At 71.6% G+C, this 21,971-nt stretch carries 18 protein-coding genes; 10 read left to right on the top strand and 8 right to left on the bottom strand.

Annotation, left to right across the window (positions count from 1 at the left end):
• Window positions 1–30: 30 nt before the first annotated feature.
• The 5 genes from ASC56_RS32385 to ASC56_RS32365 are packed head-to-tail and all read right to left on the bottom strand — an operon-like array spanning window position 31 to window position 5,590.
• Complete coding sequence (locus ASC56_RS32385; RefSeq protein WP_055495159.1) at window positions 31–1,341, bottom strand: DUF58 domain-containing protein; 1,311 nt, start codon at window positions 1,339–1,341, stop codon at window positions 31–33.
• Window positions 1,341–2,330 carry a MoxR family ATPase gene (locus ASC56_RS32380; RefSeq protein WP_107309406.1) on the bottom strand — a complete coding sequence of 330 codons (990 nt, stop codon included), beginning with the start codon at window positions 2,328–2,330 and terminating at the stop codon, window positions 1,341–1,343. Before ASC56_RS32380 ends, ASC56_RS32385 begins: the two co-directional genes overlap by 1 nt.
• A complete protein-coding gene (locus tag ASC56_RS32375) occupies window positions 2,330–3,520 on the bottom strand; it encodes a DUF4350 domain-containing protein (RefSeq protein WP_055495157.1) in 1,191 nt (396 codons plus the stop codon). Before ASC56_RS32375 ends, ASC56_RS32380 begins: the two co-directional genes overlap by 1 nt.
• Window positions 3,517–4,233: a DUF4129 domain-containing protein gene (locus ASC56_RS32370; protein ID WP_079102847.1), complete on the bottom strand. Its 717-nt coding sequence runs from the start codon at window positions 4,231–4,233 to the stop codon at window positions 3,517–3,519. Before ASC56_RS32370 ends, ASC56_RS32375 begins: the two co-directional genes overlap by 4 nt.
• A gap of 4 nt (window positions 4,234–4,237) precedes the next feature.
• Window positions 4,238–5,590, bottom strand: coding sequence for a glycerophosphoryl diester phosphodiesterase membrane domain-containing protein (locus ASC56_RS32365; RefSeq protein ID WP_055495155.1), 1,353 nt, complete (start codon window positions 5,588–5,590; stop codon window positions 4,238–4,240).
• Window positions 5,591–5,731: 141 nt separating this feature from the next.
• Here ASC56_RS32365 and mtnA point away from each other — a divergent pair, with 141 nt between their 5' ends.
• The 7 genes from mtnA to ASC56_RS32330 all read left to right on the top strand — a co-directional run bounded on the left by mtnA (window position 5,732) and on the right by ASC56_RS32330 (window position 14,479).
• Complete coding sequence (gene mtnA, locus ASC56_RS32360) at window positions 5,732–6,877, top strand: S-methyl-5-thioribose-1-phosphate isomerase (protein WP_055495154.1); 1,146 nt, start codon at window positions 5,732–5,734, stop codon at window positions 6,875–6,877.
• An 8-nt stretch (window positions 6,878–6,885) separates the two neighbouring features.
• Window positions 6,886–7,575, top strand: coding sequence for a two-component system response regulator MtrA (mtrA, locus tag ASC56_RS32355; RefSeq protein ID WP_199836122.1), 690 nt, complete (start codon window positions 6,886–6,888; stop codon window positions 7,573–7,575).
• A 1-nt stretch (window position 7,576) separates the two neighbouring features.
• On the top strand, window positions 7,577–9,634 hold the full coding sequence (gene mtrB / locus ASC56_RS32350; protein WP_055495153.1) for an MtrAB system histidine kinase MtrB: 2,058 nt from the start codon (window positions 7,577–7,579) through the stop codon (window positions 9,632–9,634).
• Window positions 9,624–11,456 (top strand): LpqB family beta-propeller domain-containing protein, encoded by a 1,833-nt coding sequence (locus tag ASC56_RS32345; RefSeq protein ID WP_055495152.1) that lies wholly within the window; start codon window positions 9,624–9,626, stop codon window positions 11,454–11,456. The genes mtrB and ASC56_RS32345 overlap by 11 nt, the downstream gene beginning before the upstream one ends.
• Before the next feature lie 181 nt (window positions 11,457–11,637).
• On the top strand, window positions 11,638–12,516 hold the full coding sequence (locus ASC56_RS32340; protein ID WP_055495166.1) for a ComF family protein: 879 nt from the start codon (window positions 11,638–11,640) through the stop codon (window positions 12,514–12,516).
• Window positions 12,517–12,832: 316 nt separating this feature from the next.
• Window positions 12,833–13,525 carry a ribosome hibernation-promoting factor, HPF/YfiA family gene (gene hpf, locus ASC56_RS32335; RefSeq protein WP_055495151.1) on the top strand — a complete coding sequence of 231 codons (693 nt, stop codon included), beginning with the start codon at window positions 12,833–12,835 and terminating at the stop codon, window positions 13,523–13,525.
• 207 nt (window positions 13,526–13,732) lie between these two features.
• Entirely contained in the window at window positions 13,733–14,479 is a 747-nt protein-coding gene (locus ASC56_RS32330; protein ID WP_055495150.1) for a response regulator transcription factor, read from the top strand.
• On the opposite strand, the gene ASC56_RS32325 is transcribed toward ASC56_RS32330, so the two are convergent.
• Window positions 14,476–15,678 (bottom strand): winged helix-turn-helix domain-containing protein, encoded by a 1,203-nt coding sequence (locus ASC56_RS32325; protein ID WP_055495149.1) that lies wholly within the window; start codon window positions 15,676–15,678, stop codon window positions 14,476–14,478. The two genes, ASC56_RS32330 and ASC56_RS32325, sit on opposite strands and share 4 nt — an antisense overlap.
• Before the next feature lie 157 nt (window positions 15,679–15,835).
• Window positions 15,836–16,405, bottom strand: coding sequence for a GNAT family N-acetyltransferase (locus ASC56_RS32320; protein WP_055495165.1), 570 nt, complete (start codon window positions 16,403–16,405; stop codon window positions 15,836–15,838).
• Window positions 16,406–16,724: 319 nt separating this feature from the next.
• On the opposite strand from ASC56_RS32320, the gene secA reads away from it, so the two are divergent.
• The gene (gene secA, locus ASC56_RS32315; protein WP_055495148.1) at window positions 16,725–19,535 is read left to right on the top strand and encodes a preprotein translocase subunit SecA; all 2,811 of its coding nucleotides are present in this window, start codon (window positions 16,725–16,727) and stop codon (window positions 19,533–19,535) included.
• A gap of 178 nt (window positions 19,536–19,713) precedes the next feature.
• Here the strand turns inward: secA and ASC56_RS32310 are convergent, their stop codons facing one another.
• Entirely contained in the window at window positions 19,714–20,364 is a 651-nt protein-coding gene (locus ASC56_RS32310) for an Rv3235 family protein (protein ID WP_055495147.1), read from the bottom strand.
• 345 nt (window positions 20,365–20,709) lie between these two features.
• Between ASC56_RS32310 and ASC56_RS32305 the strand changes: the two genes are divergently transcribed.
• Window positions 20,710–21,225, top strand: a complete 516-nt coding sequence (locus tag ASC56_RS32305) for a hypothetical protein (RefSeq protein ID WP_055495146.1) — start codon at window positions 20,710–20,712, stop codon at window positions 21,223–21,225.
• Between the two features lie 68 nt (window positions 21,226–21,293).
• Window positions 21,294–21,959, top strand: a complete 666-nt coding sequence (locus ASC56_RS32300) for an HAD family hydrolase (protein WP_055495145.1) — start codon at window positions 21,294–21,296, stop codon at window positions 21,957–21,959.
• The last annotated feature ends 12 nt before the right edge of the window (window positions 21,960–21,971 follow it).

Here is a 21,971-nt window from a genome sequence, read left to right as displayed (position 1 = left end):
TTCAGGGGTGTTTCCACCCCCCTTCTGCTTTCAGAGACGGCCCGCCGCCTTCAGCGCCAGATACGCGTCCGCGAGTGCCGGCGCCAGGTCCTCGGGCGTCGCGTCCACGACCGTCACACCACGGCGTCGCAGCTGTTCGGCCGTCCGTGTGCGTTCCGTCTGGGCCTGTGCCGCCGCCGCGGCCTCGTACACCGCGTCCGTGCTGCCCCGTGCCGTCGCCATACGGGCGATGCGCGGATCGGCCACCGACGCGAGCAGCACCGTGTGGCGCTGGGTGAGGCGGGGCAATACGGGAAGCAGCCCCTCCTCCACGGGTGCCGCGTCGAGGGCGGTCAGCAGGACGATCAAGGAGCGGCGAGGTGCCGTACGGAGTGCGGTGGACGTGAGGCCGCGGGCATCCGTTTCGATGAGTTCGGGCTCCAGCGTCGCCATGGCGTTGACGAGCGACGGCAGGACCTCGCGGGCGGCGCGGCCCTGGACCAGGGCGCGTACCCGGCGGTCGTAGGCGAGCAGGTCCACGCGGTCACCGGCCCGGGAGGCCAGGGCGGCCAGCAGGAGCGCCGCGTCCATGGAGGCGTCCAGGCGGGGGGCGTCGCCGACACGTCCGGCCGAGGTGCGGCCCGTATCCAGGACGAGGAGGATGTGGCGGTCGCGTTCGGGGCGCCAGGTGCGTACCGCGACCGAGTTCTGGCGTGCCGTCGCGCGCCAGTCGATGGAGCGGGTGTCGTCACCGGGGACGTAGTCACGCAGGCTGTCGAACTCCGTGCCCTGACCACGCGTCAACACGCTGGTGCGGCCGTCCAGTTCGCGAAGCCGGGCCAGCTTGGACGGAAGATGCTTGCGGCTGCTGAAGGGCGGCAGGACCCGTACCGTCCACGGAACCCTGTGCGTGCCCTGGCGCGCGAAGAGACCGAGGGGGCCGTAGGAGCGGATCGTGACGCGGTCCGCGTGCCGGTCGCCTCGGCGGGTGGGACGCAGACGGGTCGTCAGTCGGCGGCGTTCTCCCGGAGGGACCGTCAGCCGGTGGCGGGAGGCGGCCACTTCGGTGCCCGGCTGCCAGCTGCTGGGCGGCCAGGCGTCGCGCAGCCGGGCGCGCAGCGGGCGGCCGGAGGGGTTGGTGACGGTGAGCGTCACCTCGGCCGCCTCCCCCAGGCGCACCGAGGTGTCGCCGGAACGGCTCAGGCCCAGGCGGCGTACGGGCGCGGCCAGCGCGAAGTCGCAGGCGCAGGCCAGGGCGAGAGGGCCGTTGACGGCGAGGATGCCCGTCCAGCCGGGCTCCCAGATGCCGACGGGAAGGGTGCCGAGTGCCGCCAGGAGCGCGGCGCGTCCGGTGAGCGCCATCAGCGAGGAACGGGGACGTGGGCGAGGAGGGCGTTGATGACCGAGTCGGCGGTCACCCCTTCCATCTCCGCCTCCGGCCGCAGCTGGACGCGGTGACGGAGTGTCGGCAGAGCCAGTGCCTTCACATCGTCGGGAATGACGTAGTCACGGCCCGTCAGCCAGGCCCAGGCGCGCGCGGTGGCGAGAAGGGCCGTTGCACCACGGGGTGACACGCCGAGGGTGAGGGACGGGGACTCGCGGGTCGCGCGGCAGATGTCGACCACATAGGCGGTGATCTCGGGAGACACCGTCGTCTTGGCGACGGCGGCGCGCGCGGCTTCGAGGTCGGCGGCGGTCGCGGCGGGGCGTACGCCGGCGGCGTGCAGGTCGCGCGGGTCGAATCCCGCGGCGTGACGGGTGAGGACGTCGATCTCGTCCTGGCGGGAGGGCAGAGGGATCGTCAGTTTGAGCAGGAAACGGTCCAGTTGCGCTTCGGGCAGGGGGTAGGTGCCCTCGTACTCGACCGGGTTCTGTGTCGCGGCGACCAGGAACGGCTCGGGCAGCGGGCGCGGCGTGCCGTCGACCGTGACCTGGCGCTCCTCCATGGCTTCGAGGAGGGATGACTGGGTCTTGGGCGGGGTGCGGTTGATCTCGTCCGCGAGGAGGAGGTTGGTGAAGACAGGGCCGGGCTGGAAGGAGAACTCGGCGGTCCGGGCGTCGTAGACCAGAGAGCCCGTCACATCACTGGGCATCAGGTCGGGCGTGAACTGGACGCGTTTGGTGTCGAGTTCGAGCGCGGAGGCGAGCGCGCGGACCAGCAGCGTCTTGGCGACCCCGGGGACTCCTTCGAGGAGAACGTGTCCGCGGCACAGCAGGGCGACGACGAGGCCGGTGACTGCGGGGTCCTGGCCGACCACGGCTTTGGCGATCTCGGCGCGCAGGGCCTCCAGGGAGGCGCGGGCGGTGCCCGGATCCCCGGTGTGCCCGGCGTTGTCAGTGGTCGGGTCCATCATGGACGGCGTACCTCTCTTTCGAGGGCGTCGAGTTGGTCGGCGAGGGCGATCAGAGCAGCGTCGTCGCCGGGCGGCGGGCCGAAGAGGAGGGAGTGCAGGGTCTGTCCGTCGCCGTGGAGGTGCGCGGACAGTGCGGGCAGCAGGGCCTCGGGCGCGTGCGCCTGGGCGAGGGGGATGCCCACGAGGGGGGCGAGGCGGTTGCGGGTGGTGGAGCGCACGGCGGTGGCCGCGCGGTCGCGGGCGCGCGCCTTCCGGTAGAGGCGGGCGCGGCCTTCGACGGTTTCGGACGCGCGGATCGCGACGGGGAGACGTTCGGGGACGAGCGGACCGAGTCGGCGCGCTCGCCAGAGGGCGGCCAGGGCCGCGGCGATGAAGAGCTGCAGTGTGCCCCAGAGCCAGCCCGAGGGGAGCAGGTCGAGGAAGCTGCGCCGACCCGAGTCGGTGGCCGAGGTGTCGGAGAGCGAGGGGAGGTACCAGACCAGGTGGGAGCGGGAACCGAGCAGTTGGAGGGCGAGCGAGGCGTTGCCCTGCTTGTCGAGGCGGTTGTTGTAGAGGATGTCGGGCGTGCCGAGTACGACGGTGTCGCCGCCCCCGGAGGCGGCCGGGAGGCGCACCAGGGTGGGCAGGCCGTCACTGGGGTAGCACGTGTCGGCGCGGGGGTCGCTCGTGAGGTAGCGGATCCCTCCCGTCTCGGCGGTACCCGCTCGCCGGGCGGCGGCCAGTTCGCAGCCGGGGTCCAGCGTCGTGTCGAAGCCGGTGGCGGAGTCGGCCGAGACTCCGGGGGCGAGGTTGATGACGGAGGCGTCGGGTGCGACGAGGATCGTCCGGCCGCCGGAGTTCATCGTCGCCTGGTGCACCAAGCCCTGTTGACGGTGCGTCAGCAGGTCGGGGACGGCGATGAGGAGCGTGGTGTCGGGACCGGCGGCGGCCCGTGCCTCGTCGAGGGTGGTGACCACGCGCGTGGACACGCCGTGGTCGGCGAGGAGCGCGGCGACGGCGTGACTGCCGTAGGGGTCGGCGGAGCGCGGGTCGAGGCTGCCGTGGTGGGCGCCGGAGCGGATGACGGCGAGCGTGACGCCACCGATGAGGAGGAGCGCGAGGGCGAGCAGGAGACCGCGCGCCCGGATCCACACCTGTCGTGGGGTGGGGGAGGCCGAGGTGGACGCAGACGTGGCCTCGGAGGTCATCCGGCGGCTCCCTGGCGGGCGTTGTGGGCCGTGCTGTGGGCGCTGTCGGCGAGCTGGGGTCTGGTGCGTTCCAGCTCGTTGTCGAGGGCGGCGAGCCTGTGGTACGTCTCTTCGCCCGCGGCCCGGCCACCGTATGTGACGTCGTCGAAGTCACGGGCGGCGGCGCGCAGTCGGTCCGCGTGGCCGGGCAGCGCCCGGCCGGCCTCGGAGGCGGCCTCGTCGGCGGTGCGCCCGGGGCGCACGTCGAGAAGGGCGCGTTCCTCCAGGGAGCGTACGACGGCGCGCATGCGTTCCTGGACGGCCTGGCTCCAGTGGCCCTGGGCGGCGTGCGCCTCGGCGGCCGCGCGGTGCTCGGCGGCGCTCCGCGGGCGGTCGTCGAAGAGCGCCGCGGACGAGGTGGGCATCCGGCGCGGAGTGCCCAGGCGCCACCACAGGGCGCCGACCAGCGCCAGGACCGCCAGGACGATGACCACGAGGCCCACCGAGCCGCCGGGCGTCGCGGACGAGGCGGCGTTGAAGAGCCGGTCCACCCAGTCCCAGAAGGCGTTCAGGGCGCGCTGCAGCAGGCTGGGGTCGTTCTCGTGGTACATCCGCTTGGACAGCTCACGCCGGGCCGCCTCCCGCGCGGGGTCGCGCGGGCTCGTCACCGGTGGTTCGTCGCCCGAGCGCCACAGCACCGGTACGACTGTCAGTACTCCCCCCGTCAGGCTCACCGCATCAGCTCCCCGGGGCCGGGGCGGTGTCGGGGGTGTGGGAGCCGTAGCCCTGGATGCCTGCCGCGCGGGCCAGGTCGAGGTCGAGGGCCTCGCGGCGGATGCGCTGGTCGACGTAGAGGAGCACGGTCACGCCGGCGGTGATGGGGAAGGTCAGCATGCGCCCGATCACCGAGCCGATGCCGCTGACGATCAGGAACGTCCAGCCGATGCCGCCCGTGCTGGCGTTGACGAGGCCGCTGATCCCGCCACCGTCGAGCAGTCCCCCGAGGAACGCGAAGGGGAGCACGACCAGCGACGACACGATGCTCGCGATGATCTGCCCGAGCAGCTGAATCCCGAAGACCCGCCACCACGAGCCGCGCACCAGTCTCACGGAGCGGCTCATCGACTTGCGGATGCTCTGCTTCTCCAGCATCAGCGCGGGCGAGGCGAGCGAGAAACGGATCATGATCCACAGGGCGACCACGCTGCCGGCGAGGCCGCCGAGGAGAGCCAGCGCGAGACCCAGGGAGGTGGAGCCGGCCGCCGCGACGATGATGCCGGGCAGCGCGCCCGCGAAGATGATCGCGAGGGCCATGAGCGGCAGCAGGAGCGTGAGGCCGCACAGTCGCAGCAACTGCGGGCGGGCGTCGCCCCACGCTTCCGCCGTGCTCACCGGCCTGCCGAGCACGGCCCGGCTGGTGACGGTGGTGAGCAGGGCCGTCGCGACGATGGTGCCGAGCAGAGCGACCAGGAACACCGCGGTGGAGCTCAGCAGAGCGGTGCCCAGGGCGCGGCTCAGCTCGCTCACCGAGGCGCTGCGGTCGTTGAGGGTGCTGGTGGTGGCGGTGCGGTTCAGGGTGAGCCCCTGCACCAGGATGACGATGATCTCCGTGACGACCGAGATGGTCAGCGAGATGCCGAGGACCGTGCGCCAGTAGGTGCGCATGGTGGAGACGGCGCCATCCAGGATCTCGCCGACGCCGAGCGGGCGCAGCGGGATCACGCCGGGCTTGGCGGCCGGGGGCGGGCCCCAGGTGCCGCCCCAGCCACCGGGGCCGCCGAAGCCCCCGTGGGGAGCGCCCCAGCCGGGGTATCCGCCGCCCGGGCCCGCGTGGCCGCCGGTACCGGCGGGCGGGCCGTCGCCCCAGCCCGGGCCGGGCGGAGGCGGTGGCGGGGCCTGGCCGGGGCCCTGGGGGTGAGGAGCGGTCCACTGTCCGGGCGGGGGCTGCTCGTTGGACCACTTCACCGGCGGCTGCGGCTGATCGCCGGCGCCCTGGTCCGAGGGCTGCTCCGGGGGCTGCGCGCCGGAGGGGTCCGGCTGCCCGTCGGAGGGGGCAGATCCGGGCGAGGCCCAGCCCGGAGTGTCGTTCATCGTCGCTCCTTCACGGTGCCCGTCCGCCGTCGTGGCGGGGAGTTGGCAGCCATCGTGCCACGCGGCGCTCGCGGAAGAACGGGGGGCCGTTGTTGGCTGCACGCCTTCAATTGTCGAGTGGGTACGGGGCAGACTGACCGCATGGCTGATCAGCACGCGCAATCCGGCGAGGACAACGAGTCGGCGGCGATATCCGCGATCCACTGGGACGAGCCGCCCGAAGGCCCGGTACTGGTACTTCTCGACCAGAGAAGGCTGCCGGCCGAGGAGGTCGATCTCGTATGCACGGACGCACCCGCGCTGGTGGACGCGATCCGCACCCTCGCCGTGCGCGGTGCGCCGCTGCTCGGGATCGCCGGGGCCTACGGTGTCGCGCTCGCCGCCGCGCGCGGGTTCGACGTGGAGGAGGCCGCCGCCGCGTTGGCGGGCGCCCGGCCCACCGCGGTGAACCTCGCCGTCGGCGTGCGCAGGGCCCTGGCCGCCCACCGGAGGGCGCTCGCCGACAGCGGTGACCAGGGGCGGGCCGCCGAGGCCGCGCTCGCCGCCGCGCGGGCGCTGCACCGCCAGGACGCCGAGGCGAGCGTGCGGATGTCGCGGCATGGTCTGGCGCTGCTGGACGAGTTGCTGCCCGGTGGCGGGCATCGCGTGCTCACCCACTGCAACACCGGGGCGCTGGTGTCCGGCGGGGAGGGCACGGCGTTCGCGGTGGCGCTGGCCGCGCACCGGGCGGGGCGGCTGCGCAGGCTGTGGGTGGACGAGACGCGGCCGTTGCTGCAGGGTGCTCGTTTGACGGCTTACGAGGCGGCCCGCAACGGAATGGCGTACACCTTGCTCACGGACAACGCGGCGGGTTCGCTGTTCGCGGCGGGCGAGGTGGACGCCGTACTGATCGGGGCGGACCGGATCGCCGCCGACGGTTCGGTGGCGAACAAGGTGGGGAGCTATCCGCTCGCGGTGCTGGCCCGCTACCACCACGTTCCGTTCATCGTGGTGGCGCCGGTGACCACGGTGGATCCGGACACGCCGGACGGGGCGTCCATCGAGGTCGAGCAGCGGGCCGGTCACGAGGTGACGGAGCTCGTCGCACCTCGGGTGCCGGTGGCGGGAGTGGAAGCGGGAGGCGGGATACCTGTGGCACCTCTGGGGACGCAGGCGTACAACCCGGCGTTCGACGTGACGCCGCCCGAACTGGTGACGGCGATCGTCACCGAGGAGGGCGTCGTGTCTCCCGTGACGGCCGACGCACTCGCTGTGCTGTGTGACAGGTCACGCCAGGTAACGATTTAGTTAATGGGATGATGTGGTCCATGAAGGGACGAGTCCTTGTCGTCGACGACGACACCGCACTGGCCGAGATGCTCGGCATCGTGCTGCGGGGTGAAGGTTTTGAGCCGTCTTTCGTAGCCGACGGCGACAAGGCGCTGGCCGCCTTCCGCGAGACCAAGCCTGACCTGGTGCTGCTCGACCTGATGCTGCCCGGACGGGACGGCATCGAGGTGTGCCGCCTGATCAGGGCGGAGTCCGGCGTGCCGATCGTGATGCTCACCGCCAAGAGCGACACCGTGGACGTGGTCGTCGGCCTCGAGTCGGGCGCGGACGACTACATCGTGAAGCCGTTCAAGCCGAAGGAGCTGGTGGCCCGCATCCGGGCGCGGCTGCGGAGGTCGGAGGAGCCGGCACCCGAGCAGCTGGCCATCGGCGACCTCGTCATCGACGTGGCCGGTCACTCCGTGAAGCGGGACGGGCAGTCGATCGCGCTGACGCCGCTGGAGTTCGACCTGCTGGTGGCGCTGGCGCGCAAGCCGTGGCAGGTGTTCACCCGCGAGGTCCTGCTGGAGCAGGTCTGGGGCTACCGCCACGCGGCGGACACCCGTCTGGTCAACGTGCACGTCCAGCGGCTGCGCTCCAAGGTCGAGAAGGACCCGGAGCGGCCGGAGATCGTGGTGACCGTGCGGGGTGTCGGTTACAAGGCCGGACCGAGCTGACGTGTCCCGGGACAGTGCCGCCTCGGCGCCCGGTCGCGGGGCCCGTCCGGGGCGGCCTGTCGGACGGCGGACGACGGGCTCCCGGTGGGAACAGTTCTTCGAGGGCGGGCTGCTCCAGGGCGGAGTCCAGGGCAGCCCGGTCCTCCGGCTCGTCATGCGGTGGGTGCGCCGTCCGCTGCTGCCCGTGATGCGGCTGTGGCGGCGCAACATCCAGCTCAAGATCGTCGTCACCACCCTGCTGATGTCGCTCGGCGTGGTGCTGCTGCTGGGCTTCGTCGTCATCGGGCAGGTGCGCAACGGCCTGCTGGACGCCAAGGTGAAGGCGTCGCAGAGCCAGGCCGTCGGCGGCTTCACGGTCGCCGGGCAGAAGGCCGACAGCGCGGCCAGCACGAGCGGCGCGGAAGACACCTCGGGCGCGGGCAGCAACCCCGTCCAGAACGTCAGCGGGTGGATGAGCGACCTCGTCGAGTCGCTGTCCAGCGGTGGCCAGGGTGCCTTCGACGTGGTCACGCTGAGCACCACCGCCGCGGACAACGAGAACCGCGGCCTCGGACCGCGCGCCTCGGGCGGCGTGGACCCGAGCCAGAGCGTGCCGGAGGACCTGCGCAGGCGCGTCGACGCCGGCATGGGCGTGGCCCAGAGCTACACGCGCATCGTGTACACCGACAGCGGCCGCGACCCGCAGCCGGCGCTGATCATCGGCAAGCAGATCAACGACCCGAACGGGGACCCCTACCAGCTGTACTACCTCTTCCCGCTCACCCAGGAGGAGAAGTCGCTCAGCCTGGTCAAGGGGACGCTCGCGACCGCCGGGCTCTTCGTCGTCGTACTCCTCGGAGCCATCGCCTGGCTCGTGGTGCGCCAGGTCGTGACCCCCGTACGGATGGCCGCCGGCATCGCCGAACGGCTGTCCGCCGGGCGCCTGCAGGAACGTATGAAGGTCACCGGTGAGGACGACATCGCGCGCCTGGGCGAGGCCTTCAACAAGATGGCGCAGAACCTGCAGCTGAAGATCCAGCAGCTGGAGGACCTGTCGCGGATGCAGCGGCGGTTCGTGTCGGACGTGTCGCACGAGCTGCGCACACCGCTGACGACCGTGCGGATGGCGGCGGACGTCATCCATGAGGCGCGCGTCGACTTCGACCCGGTGACCGCTCGGTCGGCGGAGTTGCTCGCCGACCAGCTGGACCGGTTCGAGTCGCTGCTCGCCGACCTGCTGGAGATCAGCCGCTTCGACGCGGGCGCGGCGGCGCTGGAGGCCGAGCCGATCGACCTGCGGGAGGTCGTACGACGAGTCGTGAGCGGCGCCGAGCCGCTCGCCGAGCGCAAGGGCACGCAGATACGCGTCGTCGGCGACCAGCAGCCCGTGGTGGCCGAGGCGGACGCCCGGCGTGTGGAGCGGGTGCTGCGCAACCTCGTCGTCAACGCCGTCGAGCACGGCGAGGGCAAGGACGTCATCGTCAAGCTCGCCTCGGCGGGCGGCGCCGTCGCGATCGCGGTGCGCGACTACGGCGTAGGCCTCAAGCCGGGCGAGGCGACCCGGGTCTTCAGCCGCTTCTGGCGGGCGGACCCGGCACGCGCGCGTACCACCGGTGGTACGGGCCTGGGGCTGTCGATCGCCCTGGAGGACGCGCGCCTGCACGGCGGCTGGCTGCAGGCGTGGGGCGAGCCGGGCGGGGGTTCGCAGTTCCGGCTGACGCTGCCCCGGACCGCCGACGAGCCGCTGCGGGGTTCTCCGATACCCCTGGAGCCGATGGACTCACGGCGCAATCGCGGGCTCAACGACGCCGGTCTGCCCCAGGGCGGCTCCGGCAGGCTCGCCACGGTGCCCGCGCAGTCCGCGGGCGAGAAGGCGCCGCCCCACGCCCCGATCGCACAGCGGCCGGCCACGGTGACGCCCACGGCGGACCCGACCGCGCTGCCCGGCAACGGCGCGCGTGTGGTGCCGCGGCCCACCGGGGGAACGCGGCGCCCGGACGACAGGACGCAGGAGCCGTCGTCGCAAGGCGGCGACAGGGCGGACGAGCGGGAGCAAGGGGAGGCGTTTCGTGGGCGCTGAGGGGGGCGGCCGAGCGCGCACGCTGCGCATCGGGGTGTATGTCGGCTGTGGTGCCGTGGTGCTGGCCGGGTGCGCCTCCATGCCGGACAGCGGGGATCTGCGCGGGGTCGAGTCGACTCCCCGGCAGGACACGCAGGTCCGCGTCTTCGCCATGCCGCCGCGCGAGGACGCCGGGCCGTCGGAGATCGTGCAGGGCTTCCTTGAGGCGCTGACGAGCGACGACCCGCAGTACGAGACCGCCCGCAAGTACCTGACCGCAGGCGCGTCGCGCAGGTGGGACCCGGACGCCTCCACCACGGTGCTCTCCGACGGGCCCAACACCGTGCCGCAGCACACCAGGAGCCGGGAGGCTGGTGACGACTACACGTACGTGCTGACCGGCAGCAAGCTGGCCGTGGTGGACGCGCAGCACGCGTACGCGCCGGACTCGGGGACGTACGGCAAGACGGTGCACCTCACGCTGGAGAAGAAGACCAACCAGTGGCGCATCGACTCGTTGCCGCAGGGAGTGGTGCTGGGCAAGTCGGACTTCCAGCGCAACTATGTGTCGGTCAACAAGTACTACTACGCGGCGAACATGCCGGCCGCGACGGGCGGACAGCTGAGCACCGTCGCCGATCCCGTGTACGTGCGCGGCAAGGTCGATGCCGTGACGTCGACCGTGCGGTCGCTGCTGAAGGGCCCCACGCGCTGGCTGGACCCGGTGGCGACGTCGAGCTTCCCCTCCGGCACCGCGCTCGGGAAGGACGTCACATCCCTGCAGCCCGACGACCAGAACAAGCTGACGGTGCCGCTCAACGACAAGGCGGACCGGGTCGGGCAGACACAGTGCACCCGGATGGCGGCGCAGCTGCTGTTCACGCTCCAGGATCTGACGCCCACCGGCGTCACCCAGGTCGAGCTGCGCCGGTCGAACGGCAGGAAGCTGTGCGACCTGAACGAGGACCGGGCCGAGACCGTCGCCTCGCACGGCACGGGCAGGCGCGCCGAGTACGAGTACTTCATCGACGGCAAGCAGCGCCTCGTCCGTCTGTCCAGCGGCAGCGGCTCCCAGGTACCCATCCCGGTGCCGGGCGCGCTGGGCGACGGGGGCAAGAAGCTGCGCGCGGCCGCCGTCTCGCGCACCGAGGACACCGCGGCCGGGGTCTCGGCCGACGGACAGTACCTGTACGTGGGGTCGCTGTTGTCGGGCGCCTCGCCGGGAGTTCCGGTGCTGAGCAGCCGGGGCGCGGCGGCGGGCGACCGGCTGACGACACCGAGCTGGGACGGCGCGGGTGATCTGTGGGTGGCCGACCGCGATCCGAAGCGTGCCCGGCTGGTGATGCTGCAGCAGGGCACGGGCGAGCCGGTGAACGTGCTCACCCCGGGCCTCGACGGGCGCGTCGACGCGGTCCGGGTGGCCGCCGACGGAGTGCGGATCGCGCTGATCGTGGAGAAGGGCGGCAAGACGTCCCTGCAGATCGGGCGCGTGGAGCGGGACGGTGGCACGGACGGGCGGCCGGCCGTGTCCATCCTGGGGCTGCACTCCGTGACTCCGCAGCTGGAGGAGGTCACGGCCATGTCGTGGGCAGGTGACAGTCGGCTCGTGGTGGTCGGGCGTGAGTCCGGCGGGGTGCAGCAGATGCGGTACGTGCAGGTCGACGGCTCCACACCGGCGGGCAACCCCCCGGCCTCGCCCACGGGCGTGAAGCAGATAGCGGCGTCCGAGGACGAGCGGCTGCCGCTGGTGGCGTACTCGGAGGACGGCATCGTGCGGCTGTCTGCCGGGGCCCAGTGGCAGAAGGTGGTCAAGGAGGGGACGGCTCCCGTCTATCCGGGGTGAGCTCTCGCGGGCGGGAGGCGGGTGAGCACTCCCGAGCGGGAGGCGGGTGAGCTGGGTCCCAGCGGAGCGGGGGCGAGCCTCGCGGGCCCTGGGGACCGGGTTCGACGGGCGGCCTCCGGTTGTCCACGGGAGTTGTCCACAGGGCTGGCAGGCCGCTGTGGGCGTTGGCACAGTGGTGGTCATGCGGGGGTGGTGGCAGGACCTCACCGATCTGCTGCTGCCGGCCGAGTGCGGAGGCTGTGGCAGGCCGCGCACGGTGCTCTGCGCCGAGTGCCGCGCGGCTCTCCAGGGCACCGCTCCACGCCGGGTGCGACCGGTGCCGGAGCCGGCGGGGCTGCCGGTGGTGCACGCGGCGTCGGCGTACCGGGGCGCGGTGCGCGCCACGCTTCTGGCCCACAAGGAGCGGGGCGCCCTGACGCTCGCCGGCCCGCTCGGGGCGGCTCTGGCCGGGGCGGTCCTCGCGGGGTTGCGCGAGGCGGGACCGGGTGCCGTAGTCCGGTCGTCGGTGTCCGGTGATGGTCCGGTGCCCGTGCTGCTCGTGCCCGTGCCCTCCTCGCGCCGGGCCGTGCGGGCGAGAGGGCATGATCCGGCACGGCGGATCGCGCTCGCGGCCGCCGCGGAGCTGCGCCGGGCCGGGACGGCGGCTCGGGTGGCGGCCGTGCTGCGGCAGCGGCGGCCCGTGGCCGACCAGTCCGGGCTCAACTCCCGGCAGCGGCTGGTCAATCTCACGGGCGCGCTGGAGGTGGCGGCCGGAGGCACCCGGCTGCTGGACGCCGGGCGGGTCGTCCTCGTCGACGACCTGATGACGACCGGCGCGTCGCTGACGGATGCGGCGCGCGCGGTCCGGGCGGCGCTCGCGGACGCACAGACGGGGGACGGGGAGGTGTATGCGCGCGCGGCAGGGGAAGCAACGGGGGAACGGAGAACAGCGGAGACGACGGCACCGGCGCGCCGGACCCGGTTATCGCGGGGAATGGCTGTCCGGAGCGGCGTCGAAGACGGGATCTGTGCGGCGGTGGTCGCCGCCTCGCCGGATTCTTTCGAAATCAACTGGAACTGACTGAGAACTTGCATCGTTGCAGGTAATGAGCAGGTCAATTCACCTGAACGGAGGTACGCGGCAGTAGAGGGTGACGACATCCGTCCAGGCGAGATATGTTCGGTTGTGCAGGGAAAGGCGCAGGCCATCCCCCGCTTATCCGAATGCCGTGCTGCGGGCTTTCTGCAAATCACCCGCAGTGGTGGGGTGAGATCTCGCCCACGGGGGAGGAGGAGGTGGAAGTCACCGAGTCCGAGGCTCCGGTGCTCGCCGGGGCCTGGTGCACAAGGGAGATGCTCCGCCAGCCGTGCGGAGCGATCCGGGAACGGAGTTCTGCGTGGACATCGTCGTCAAGGGCCGCAAGACCGAGGTGCCCGAGCGGTTCCGGAAGCACGTGGCCGAGAAGCTGAAGCTGGACAGGATCCAGAAGCTCGACGGCAAGGTGATCAGCCTCGACGTCGAGGTGTCCAGGGAGCCCAACCCCCGACAGGCCGACCGTTCCGACCGAGTGGAGATCACGCTCTACTCCCGCGGTCCGGTGATCCGGGCGGAGGCATCTGCAAGTGATCCCTACGCGGCACTCGACCTGGCGGCGGAGAAGCTGGAGGCCCGGCTGCGCAAGCAGCACGACAAGCGCCACAGCTACCGCGGGATCCGCAGGCTCACGGCAGCAGAGGTGCCCGACCACGTCCCAGGTGCCGCGACGCTCAACGGCAACGGCGGCGTCGTACCGGAAGAGGAGTCGGACGGCGTGCCGGCCAAGCGGATCGGATCGCTCGAAGTGAAGGGCGAGGGGCCCCTCGTCGTCCGCGAGAAGACCCATGTCGCGTCTCCGATGTCGCTCGACCAGGCGCTGTACGAAATGGAGTTGGTCGGGCACGACTTCTATCTGTTCGTCGACTCCGAGACCAAGCAGCCCAGCGTCGTCTATCGGCGGCATGCGTACGACTACGGCGTCATCCACCTCAGCACGGACCAGATGGTGACTCAGACGCAGATGGCTGACGCGGGCGGTGCCCTCGGCGGCTGATTCCGGCCGGGTTCATGGCCCTGACCGGTGCCCCTGGTGAGCCAGTGCGCCCCCAGGGGCACCGGTGTGCGACCGCTTCGCCCCGCACTCTGTCACCTGAGTGGTGCCCGGGCATGAAATCATGGCCGTAACGGCTCAACCGGTGGGCCGTTGCCTTGGGTTGGCGATGGCACAGGACCACAGGCCACAGCCTCAGGGGGAGGAACGATGGCGGACAGCTTCGGACCGATGCGTGACGAGGATGCCGACGGCGGCGTCGTCGGCATGGGCCCGGAGGCGGGCTCTGCACGCACGGAACCCATCCGCGTCCTTGTCGTGGACGACCACGCGCTCTTCCGCCGCGGCCTGGAGATCGTGCTCGCGGCCGAGGAGGACATCCAGGTCGTCGGCGAGGCGGGGGACGGCGCGGAGGCGGTCGACAAGGCGGCCGATCTGCTGCCGGACATCGTGCTGATGGACGTACGGATGCCCAAGCGTGGCGGGATCGAGGCGTGCACCTCCATCAAGGAGGTGGCCCCCAGCGCCAAGATCATCATGCTGACGATCAGCGACGAAGAGGCCGATCTCTACGACGCGATCAAGGCGGGCGCGACCGGTTATCTCCTCAAGGAGATCTCCACGGACGAGGTGGCCACGGCCATTCGCGCGGTCGCCGACGGGCAGTCGCAGATCAGCCCCTCCATGGCGTCGAAACTCCTCACCGAGTTCAAGTCGATGATCCAGCGGACCGACGAGCGTCGGCTGGTCCCGGCGCCGCGGCTCACCGACCGGGAGCTGGAGGTCCTCAAGCTCGTCGCCACCGGAATGAACAACCGGGACATCGCCAAGGAGCTGTTCATCTCCGAGAACACCGTGAAGAACCATGTGCGCAACATCCTGGAGAAGCTGCAGCTGCACTCCAGGATGGAGGCCGTGGTCTACGCGATGCGGGAGAAGATCCTGGAGATCCGTTAGTCCAGGGAGCGGGCCAGCTCCCGGATGAGGGGCTCGCGCAGGGCCGGGGGGTCCATCCGCTCCACGCGGACGTTCGTGCACTCCACCCAGGCCGCGGCCTCCAGCAGGGCCTGGGCCACCGCCGGGAGGGCCCTGGGGCCGTCCAGCGTGACCTGCTTGGCGACCAGCGTGCGGCCCTCGCGCGCGGGGTCCACCCGGCCGACCAGCCGGCCCCCGGCGAGTACCGGCATCGCGAAGTAGCCGTACACCCGCTTCGGCTTGGGGACATAGGCCTCCAGACGGTGGGAGAAGCCGAAGATCCGCTCCGTCCGTCCCCGCTCCCAGATCAGGGAGTCGAAGGGCGACAGAAGGGTCGTGCGGTGGCGGCCGCGCGGCGGGGTCCCCAGGGCCGCCGGGTCCGCCCAGGCCGGCTTGCCCCAGCCCTCGACCGTCACCGGCACCAGGCCCGAGTCCGCGATCACCGCATCGACCTGTTCGCCCTTGAGGCGGTGGTAGTCCGCGATGTCCGCGCGCGTGCCGACGCCGAGGGACTGTCCGGCGAGGCGGACGAGGCGACGCAGGCACTCGGCGTCGTCCAGCTCGTCGTGCAGCAGCGCCTCGGGGACGGCGCGCTCGGCGAGGTCGTACACCCGCTTCCAGCCGCGGCGCGCGACGCACACCACCTCGCCGTACATCAGCGCGCGCTCCACGGCGACCTTCGTGCCGGACCAGTCCCACCACTCGCTGGTCCGCTTCGCCCCGCCCAGGTCCGTGGCCGTGAGGGGGCCTTCGGCGCGCAGCTGCTTGATGACCTGGTCGTAGACACCGTCCGGGAGCGTGTGGTTCCAGTGCGGCCGGGAGCGGTAGGCGCGGCGGCGGAAGGCGAAGTGGGGCCACTCCTCGATGGGGAGGATGCAGGCGGCGTGGGACCAGTACTCGAACGCGTGCGGGCGGGCCGGGGTCGTGCCCTCCGGCGACGGCGTCCAGTACGCCGCGTCGACCGTGCTGCGGCCTATGGCGCCGAGACGGGCGTACGGGATGAGCTCGTGGGAGCGGGCGAGGACCGAGATGGTGTCGAGCTGGACCGCGCCGAGGTGGCGCAGGACACCGCGGACCCCCGCCCTGCGGTCGGGCGCGCCGAGGAACCCTTGTGCCCGCAGGGCGATGCGGCGGGCTTCGTCGGCGGTCAGTTCGGTGGCGGGGCGCGGGAGGCTCGGCATGGTCACACCGTAGGGGGCGGCACTGACAACACGACGCGACCGTGGATTTCATCGCATCGGACGGGGCCGCCACGAACGGGCCGACGGATGCCGCCACCAACGGGCACCGCTACCAACGGGCACCGCTACGAACGGGCACCGCTACGAACGGGCACCGCTACGAACGGGCCGGCAGATACGGTGCCGTCGACGGCAGGCCCAGGTCCGACGGCAGGAGCGAGCCCACCCAGCAGTCCCGGCGTACGCCCTTGTTGTTGATCGCGGAGCGCAGGACGCCCTCCATGGTGAAGCCCGCGCGCTCCGCGACCGCGCGGGAGCCCGTGTTGCCCACCTCGGCGCGCCATTCCACGCGGTCGATCGACATACGGGTGAAGGCCCAGCGCGACGCGCCGAGCGTCGCCTCCGTGGTGTAGCCGTTGCCCCGGTGCTCCTTCGCCGTCCAGAAGCCCACCTCGGCGACGCCCGGCGAGCGCATCGTCAGGCCGAGCATGCCGACCAGCCCGCCGAAGGGGAGGAAGACGCCGAAGGTGAACATCGAGCCGTCCGCCCAGCCGTCCGGCACCACCTGGGCGACGAAGGCGTCCGCGTGCTCGCGCAGATACGGCGACGGGATCGTGGTCCAGCGCTGGATGCCGGGGTCCTGGGCGGCCTCGTACACCGCGTCGGTGTCGTGCGGGCCCACGGAGCGCAGCAGGAGGCGTTCGGTGGTCAGGGTGACGGGGTCCATCGCCCGATTCTGCTCGGACCCCCGCCCCATCGCCATGACTCCTCACGCCCGGCCCGCCGCGTCGCCGCCCCTCACCCCGCCTCGCCGCCCCTCACCCCGCCTCGCCACGCCGTCGCCCCGCATCGCCCCGCACGGCGTGACGGCCCCGCTACTTTTCGTGGCAAGGACGCGGCACCTTCCGCGACGCCCGTCCGTTGTCCTAGTGGCTGTCCACAGCAGACCTCCCGGCACAGTGGGGTCCTCGCTTACGATGGCCGTTGCTCAAGCTGTCATACATAACCGACCGTCCCAGGCCCGACCGGCAAGGAGACCAACCCCCGTGTCCGTCCTCTCGAAGATCATGCGTGCAGGCGAAGGCAAGATCCTGCGCAAGCTGCACCGCATCGCGGACCAGGTCAACTCCATCGAAGAGGACTTCGTCGACCTCTCCGACGCCGAGCTGCGGGCCCTCACTGACGAATACAAGCAGCGGTACGCCGACGGCGAGAGCCTCGACGACCTGCTGCCCGAGGCGTTCGCCACCGTGCGTGAGGCCGCCAAGCGCGTCCTCGGCCAGCGGCACTACGACGTGCAGATGATGGGCGGCGCCGCACTTCACCTCGGCTATGTCGCCGAGATGAAGACAGGTGAGGGCAAGACGCTCGTCGGCACCCTGCCCGCGTATCTGAACGCCCTGTCCGGAGACGGCGTCCACATCGTCACGGTCAACGACTACCTGGCCGAGCGCGACTCCGAGATGATGGGCCGCGTCCACAAGTTCCTGGGTCTGTCCGTCGGCTGCATCCTCGCCAACATGACGCCGGCCCAGCGCCGTGAGCAGTACGCCTGCGACATCACGTACGGCACGAACAACGAATTCGGCTTCGACTACCTCCGCGACAACATGGCGTGGTCGCAGGACGAGCTCGTCCAGCGCGGTCACAACTTCGCGATCGTCGACGAGGTCGACTCCATCCTGGTCGACGAGGCCCGTACGCCGCTGATCATCTCCGGCCCGGCCGACCAGGCCACCAAGTGGTACGGCGACTTCGCCAAGCTGGTCACGCGCCTGAAGCGGGGCGAGGCGGGCAACCCGCTGAAGGGCATCGAGGAGACCGGCGACTACGACGTCGACGAGAAGAAGCGCACGGTCGCCATCCACGAGTCGGGCGTCAGCAAGGTCGAGGACTGGCTGGGCATCGACAACCTCTACGAGTCGGTGAACACCCCGCTCGTGGGTTACCTGAACAACGCCATCAAGGCCAAGGAGCTCTTCAAGCGCGACAAGGACTACGTCGTCATCGACGGCGAGGTCATGATCGTCGACGAGCACACGGGCCGTATCCTCGCCGGCCGCCGCTACAACGAGGGCATGCACCAGGCGATCGAGGCGAAGGAAGGGGTGGACATCAAGGACGAGAACCAGACGCTCGCCACGATCACCCTGCAGAACTTCTTCCGCCTCTACAAGAAGCTCTCCGGTATGACCGGTACGGCGATGACCGAGGCCGCCGAGTTCCACCAGATCTACAAGCTCGGCGTGGTCCCGATCCCGACCAACAAGCCGATGATCCGCAAGGACCAGTCGGACCTGATCTACCGCACCGAGGTCGCCAAGTTCGAGGCGGTCGTCGACGACATCGCCGAGAAGCACGAGAAGGGCCAGCCGATCCTGGTCGGCACCACCTCGGTCGAGAAGTCCGAGTACCTCTCGCAGCAGCTCGCCAAGCGCGGCATCCAGCACGAGGTGCTGAACGCCAAGCAGCACGACCGCGAGGCGGTGATCGTCGCCCAGGCCGGCCGCAAGGGCTCCGTGACCGTGGCCACCAACATGGCCGGCCGTGGTACGGACATCAAGCTCGGCGGCAACCCCGAGGACCTCGCCGAGGCCGAGCTGCGCCAGCGCGGGCTCGACCCCGAGGAGCACATCGAGGAGTGGGCCGCTGCCCTGCCTGCCGCCCTGGAGCGGGCCCAGCAGGCGGTCAAGGCCGAGAAGGACGAGGTCGAGGAGCTCGGCGGCCTGTACGTGCTCGGCACCGAGCGGCACGAGTCGCGCCGTATCGACAACCAGCTGCGCGGTCGTTCCGGCCGTCAGGGCGACCCCGGCGAGTCCCGCTTCTACCTCTCCCTGGGCGACGACCTGATGCGCCTGTTCAAGGCCCAGATGGTCGAGCGCGTGATGGCGATGGCGAACGTCCCGGACGACGTGCCGATCGAGAACAAGATGGTCACGCGCGCGATCGCGTCCGCCCAGTCGCAGGTCGAGCAGCAGAACTTCGAGACCCGGAAGAACGTCCTCAAGTACGACGAGGTCCTCAACCGGCAGCGTGAGGTCATCTACGGCGAGCGGCGCCGTGTCCTGGAGGGCGAGGACCTGCACGAGCAGATCCAGCACTTCATGGACGACACGATCGACGCGTACGTCACCGCCGAGACCGCCGAGGGCTTCGCCGAGGAGTGGGACCTGGAGCGGCTGTGGGGCGCCTTCAAGCAGCTCTACCCGGTCAAGGTCACCATCGAGGAGCTGGAGGAGGCGGCCGGCGACCGGGCCGGGCTGACCGCCGAGTTCATCGCCGAGTCCATCAAGGACGACATCCGCGAGCAGTACGAGCAGCGCGAGGCGCAGCTCGGCTCCGAGATCATGCGTGAGCTGGAGCGCCGGGTCGTGCTGTCGGTCCTGGACCGCAAGTGGCGTGAGCACCTCTACGAGATGGACTACCTCCAGGAGGGCATCGGCCTGCGCGCGATGGCGCAGAAGGACCCGCTGGTCGAGTACCAGCGCGAGGGCTTCGACATGTTCACCGCGATGATGGAGGGCATCAAGGAGGAGTCCGTCGGCTATCTGTTCAACCTGGAGGTCCAGGTCGAGCAGCAGGTCGAGGAGGTCCCCGTCGAGGAAGCCAAGCCGTCCCTGGAGAAGGAGCAGGCGGTGGCGGCGCAGGCCTCCCGTCCGGAGATCCGTGCCAAGGGGCTCGACGCCCCGCAGCGCCGCGAGCGGCTGCACTTCTCCGCGCCGACCGTGGACGGTGAGGGCGGCATCATCGAGGGCGACTTCGCCAGCGACGACGAGCCGGTGCGCTCGGAGGCGGACGGCCTCACGCGCGCGGAGCGCCGCAAGCAGGCCAAGGGCGGGCGTCGCCGCAAGAAGTGAGCGTGGCGCCACAGCCGTGAGGAGGGGCCGGGTACCTGGAGGTGCCCGGCCTCTGCCGTTGCCGGGACGGCTGCCTGCGCTGCCCCGGGGAGGCCGTCGTCGGTTCGGTCGTCGCTGTCCCCCGGGGAGGCCCTCGTCGGTTCGGTCGTCGCTGTCCCGCGCTAAGGCCGCCGCCGGTTCAGGCGTCGTCCGTCCGTGGCATCCGCGGTCCGCCCAGCTCGACCGCCGTGCAGCGCCAGCGGTAGTCGGGGCCGCACTCCAGGCGGAACGCCATCGCACGCAGCTGGTCGCCCGCGCCGATGCGGGCGAAGGCCTCGATGGCTCCGGGGCGCGGGACGTAGTACCCGATGTCGCGGACGACCGGACGGATGCCGCGGGTGCGTAGCGGGCCGCGTTCGGCGAGCCGGGCCAGCTCGTCGTAGGCGCGGCCGACGGTGTGGCGGAGCATGCTGTGCACCGGGCGCTGACCGCTCAGCACGGACAGGAGACGGTCGGCGAAGACGTCGGTGGGGCGTGGCTGGGGCGGCGGCTGCGGAAGCGGTCCGGTGCGGCCGGTGCCGTTCGCCGTCGTGGTACCGGCTGGTCCGGTGCTGTCCGCCGTGGCCGTGCCGGCTGGTCCGGTCCGGCCGGGGGCGTTCGTGGTCGCGGGACCGGAGGGCCGGGGTCGGCCCGGGCCGCTGGGTGCCGTACGGGACGTGCCGCCGCCGGGTGGTGCGGTGCGGCGGGGCGTGCCACCGGGGCGGCGGGTGTCGTGGCGGGCCGGCGGCCGGCCGGCCGGATGCCGCGTCGTCCCGGCCATCGCCTTGTTCCTGGTCATCACCTTGTTCATGGGGGACCCCGTTTCACGGGACCGGTGAGTACCGGTCGGTAACTTCTCGGTGGGGATCTTGTACGAGGCGGGAGACGGGGCCCGCAACGAGGCGGGGAGTGCGCCGGAGCGTTCTGAGGGTTCACCTATCAGGGTGAGGAGCGGTGTGGCCGGCCTTGGCGGAGCCGGGGTGGGCCGGGTGATCCAGACGTGCCCCGGTTGACGTCGCGGAAGGGTGCTGCCGGGGCCCGAAGGGGGACGCCCGCACGTATCCTGGGGTGACTCGCCGGAGGCGCGGGAACGATCTCCGCGGGCTCTCCCCGGGCCCTCCGGCCCGTCCTCACCGACTACCGAAAGCGGCTCGCCATGCGCGTCTACGTCCCTCTGACCCTCCCCGGTCTCGCCGAGGCGTACAAGACGGGCGAGCTGGGCGCCGGGCCGGTCGTGGCGTACGCCGTCACACCCGCGCTGCGCGAGTGGTACCTCTCCGACGACATCGAGGAACTGGAGTACGCGGCGCTGAGCCGGGCCGCGCTGGCGTCGCTGCGTCTCCTCGCGGCGGATCCGGGCGCCCCGCGGCGGCGGGTCGTCGTCGCGGTCGACGTGCCGGACGGGACGGCGGCGGCCGACCCCGACCGGGGCCTCGATCCGGCGGCGCTCGGCGAGGTGCGGGTCACCGGGGCCGTGCCACTGGACAAGGCGGCCGCGGTGCACGTCGACGCGGCCGACGCCGAGGCGGACGTGACCGCGGCGGCCCAAGCGCTGGAGGCGGCCGGCGGCGGTGACGACGACGCGCAGTTCGTCGTGGACGGCGCCGAGGACCACGAACTGCTCTGGTATGCGACGCAGGAGATTCCGAATCTGGTCGGGCTGGGCGACTGACCTGGAGTCCTCCGCCCCACGGTGCCGGCTCGCCGATGATTGTCAGTGGCGCCGGGTACGTTTTCGGTATGGGGACGTACGGAAGCGCGCACATTGTCTGGGACTGGAACGGGACGCTGTTCCACGACATTGACGCGATCATCGGGGCGACGAACGCGGCGTTCGCCGAGCTGGGCCTGGCGCCGATCACACTGGAGCGGTATCGGGCGCTGTACTGCGTACCGGTGCCGAAGTTCTACGAGCGGCTGCTGGGACGGCTGCCGACGGACACCGAGTGGGAGCTCATGGACGAGGTCTTCCACCGGTACTACGCGCAGCACCGGCTCACCTGCGGGCTCACCGAGGGCGCGGTGGAGCTGCTCGCCGCGTGGCGGTCGGCGGGCCGCAGCCAGTCGCTCCTGAGCATGTACGGGCACGACCAACTCGTCCCGCTGGTGCGGGGCTTCGGGATCGAGACGCACTTCCTGCGGGTGGAGGGGCGGACCGGCCCCTCGGGTGGCAGCAAGGGTGAGCACATGGTGCGGCACATACGGGCGCTCGACGGCATCGACCCGGCGCGCACGGTGGTGATCGGGGACGCGGCCGACGACGCGATCGCCGCCCGGCACGTCGGAGCGCGGGCCGTTCTCTACACCGGCGGCTCCCACAGCCGCGCCAGCCTGGAGGAGGTCGGCGTGCCGGTGGTCGACACGCTGGAGGAGGCGGTGGCGGAGGCCGAGCGGCTGGCGGCGTGAGCGGATGCGGCG

Origin of the sequence: Streptomyces sp. TP-A0356, from assembly GCF_001417775.1 — a bacterium.
In the GTDB taxonomy this organism is placed as follows: Bacteria; Actinomycetota; Actinomycetes; order Streptomycetales; family Streptomycetaceae; genus Streptomyces.
This window is presented reverse-complemented; position numbering and strand designations above follow the sequence as displayed.

Coding starts and splice junctions, on each gene's coding strand:
- ASC56_RS32305 (WP_055495146.1), top strand. CDS start 20,710: ATGCGCGTCTACGTCCCTCTGACCCTCCCCGGTCTCGCCGAGGCGTAC.
- ASC56_RS32300 (WP_055495145.1), top strand. CDS start 21,294: ATGGGGACGTACGGAAGCGCGCACATTGTCTGGGACTGGAACGGGACG.
- ASC56_RS32325 (WP_055495149.1), bottom strand. CDS start 15,678: ATGCCGAGCCTCCCGCGCCCCGCCACCGAACTGACCGCCGACGAAGCC.
- ASC56_RS32385 (WP_055495159.1), bottom strand. CDS start 1,341: ATGGCGCTCACCGGACGCGCCGCGCTCCTGGCGGCACTCGGCACCCTT.
- ASC56_RS32320 (WP_055495165.1), bottom strand. CDS start 16,405: ATGGACCCCGTCACCCTGACCACCGAACGCCTCCTGCTGCGCTCCGTG.
- ASC56_RS32330 (WP_055495150.1), top strand. CDS start 13,733: ATGGCGGACAGCTTCGGACCGATGCGTGACGAGGATGCCGACGGCGGC.
- mtrA (WP_199836122.1), top strand. CDS start 6,886: ATGATGTGGTCCATGAAGGGACGAGTCCTTGTCGTCGACGACGACACC.
- ASC56_RS32365 (WP_055495155.1), bottom strand. CDS start 5,590: ATGAACGACACTCCGGGCTGGGCCTCGCCCGGATCTGCCCCCTCCGAC.
- ASC56_RS32380 (WP_107309406.1), bottom strand. CDS start 2,330: ATGGACCCGACCACTGACAACGCCGGGCACACCGGGGATCCGGGCACC.
- ASC56_RS32375 (WP_055495157.1), bottom strand. CDS start 3,520: ATGACCTCCGAGGCCACGTCTGCGTCCACCTCGGCCTCCCCCACCCCA.
- ASC56_RS32340 (WP_055495166.1), top strand. CDS start 11,638: ATGCGGGGGTGGTGGCAGGACCTCACCGATCTGCTGCTGCCGGCCGAG.
- mtnA (WP_055495154.1), top strand. CDS start 5,732: ATGGCTGATCAGCACGCGCAATCCGGCGAGGACAACGAGTCGGCGGCG.
- ASC56_RS32310 (WP_055495147.1), bottom strand. CDS start 20,364: ATGAACAAGGTGATGACCAGGAACAAGGCGATGGCCGGGACGACGCGG.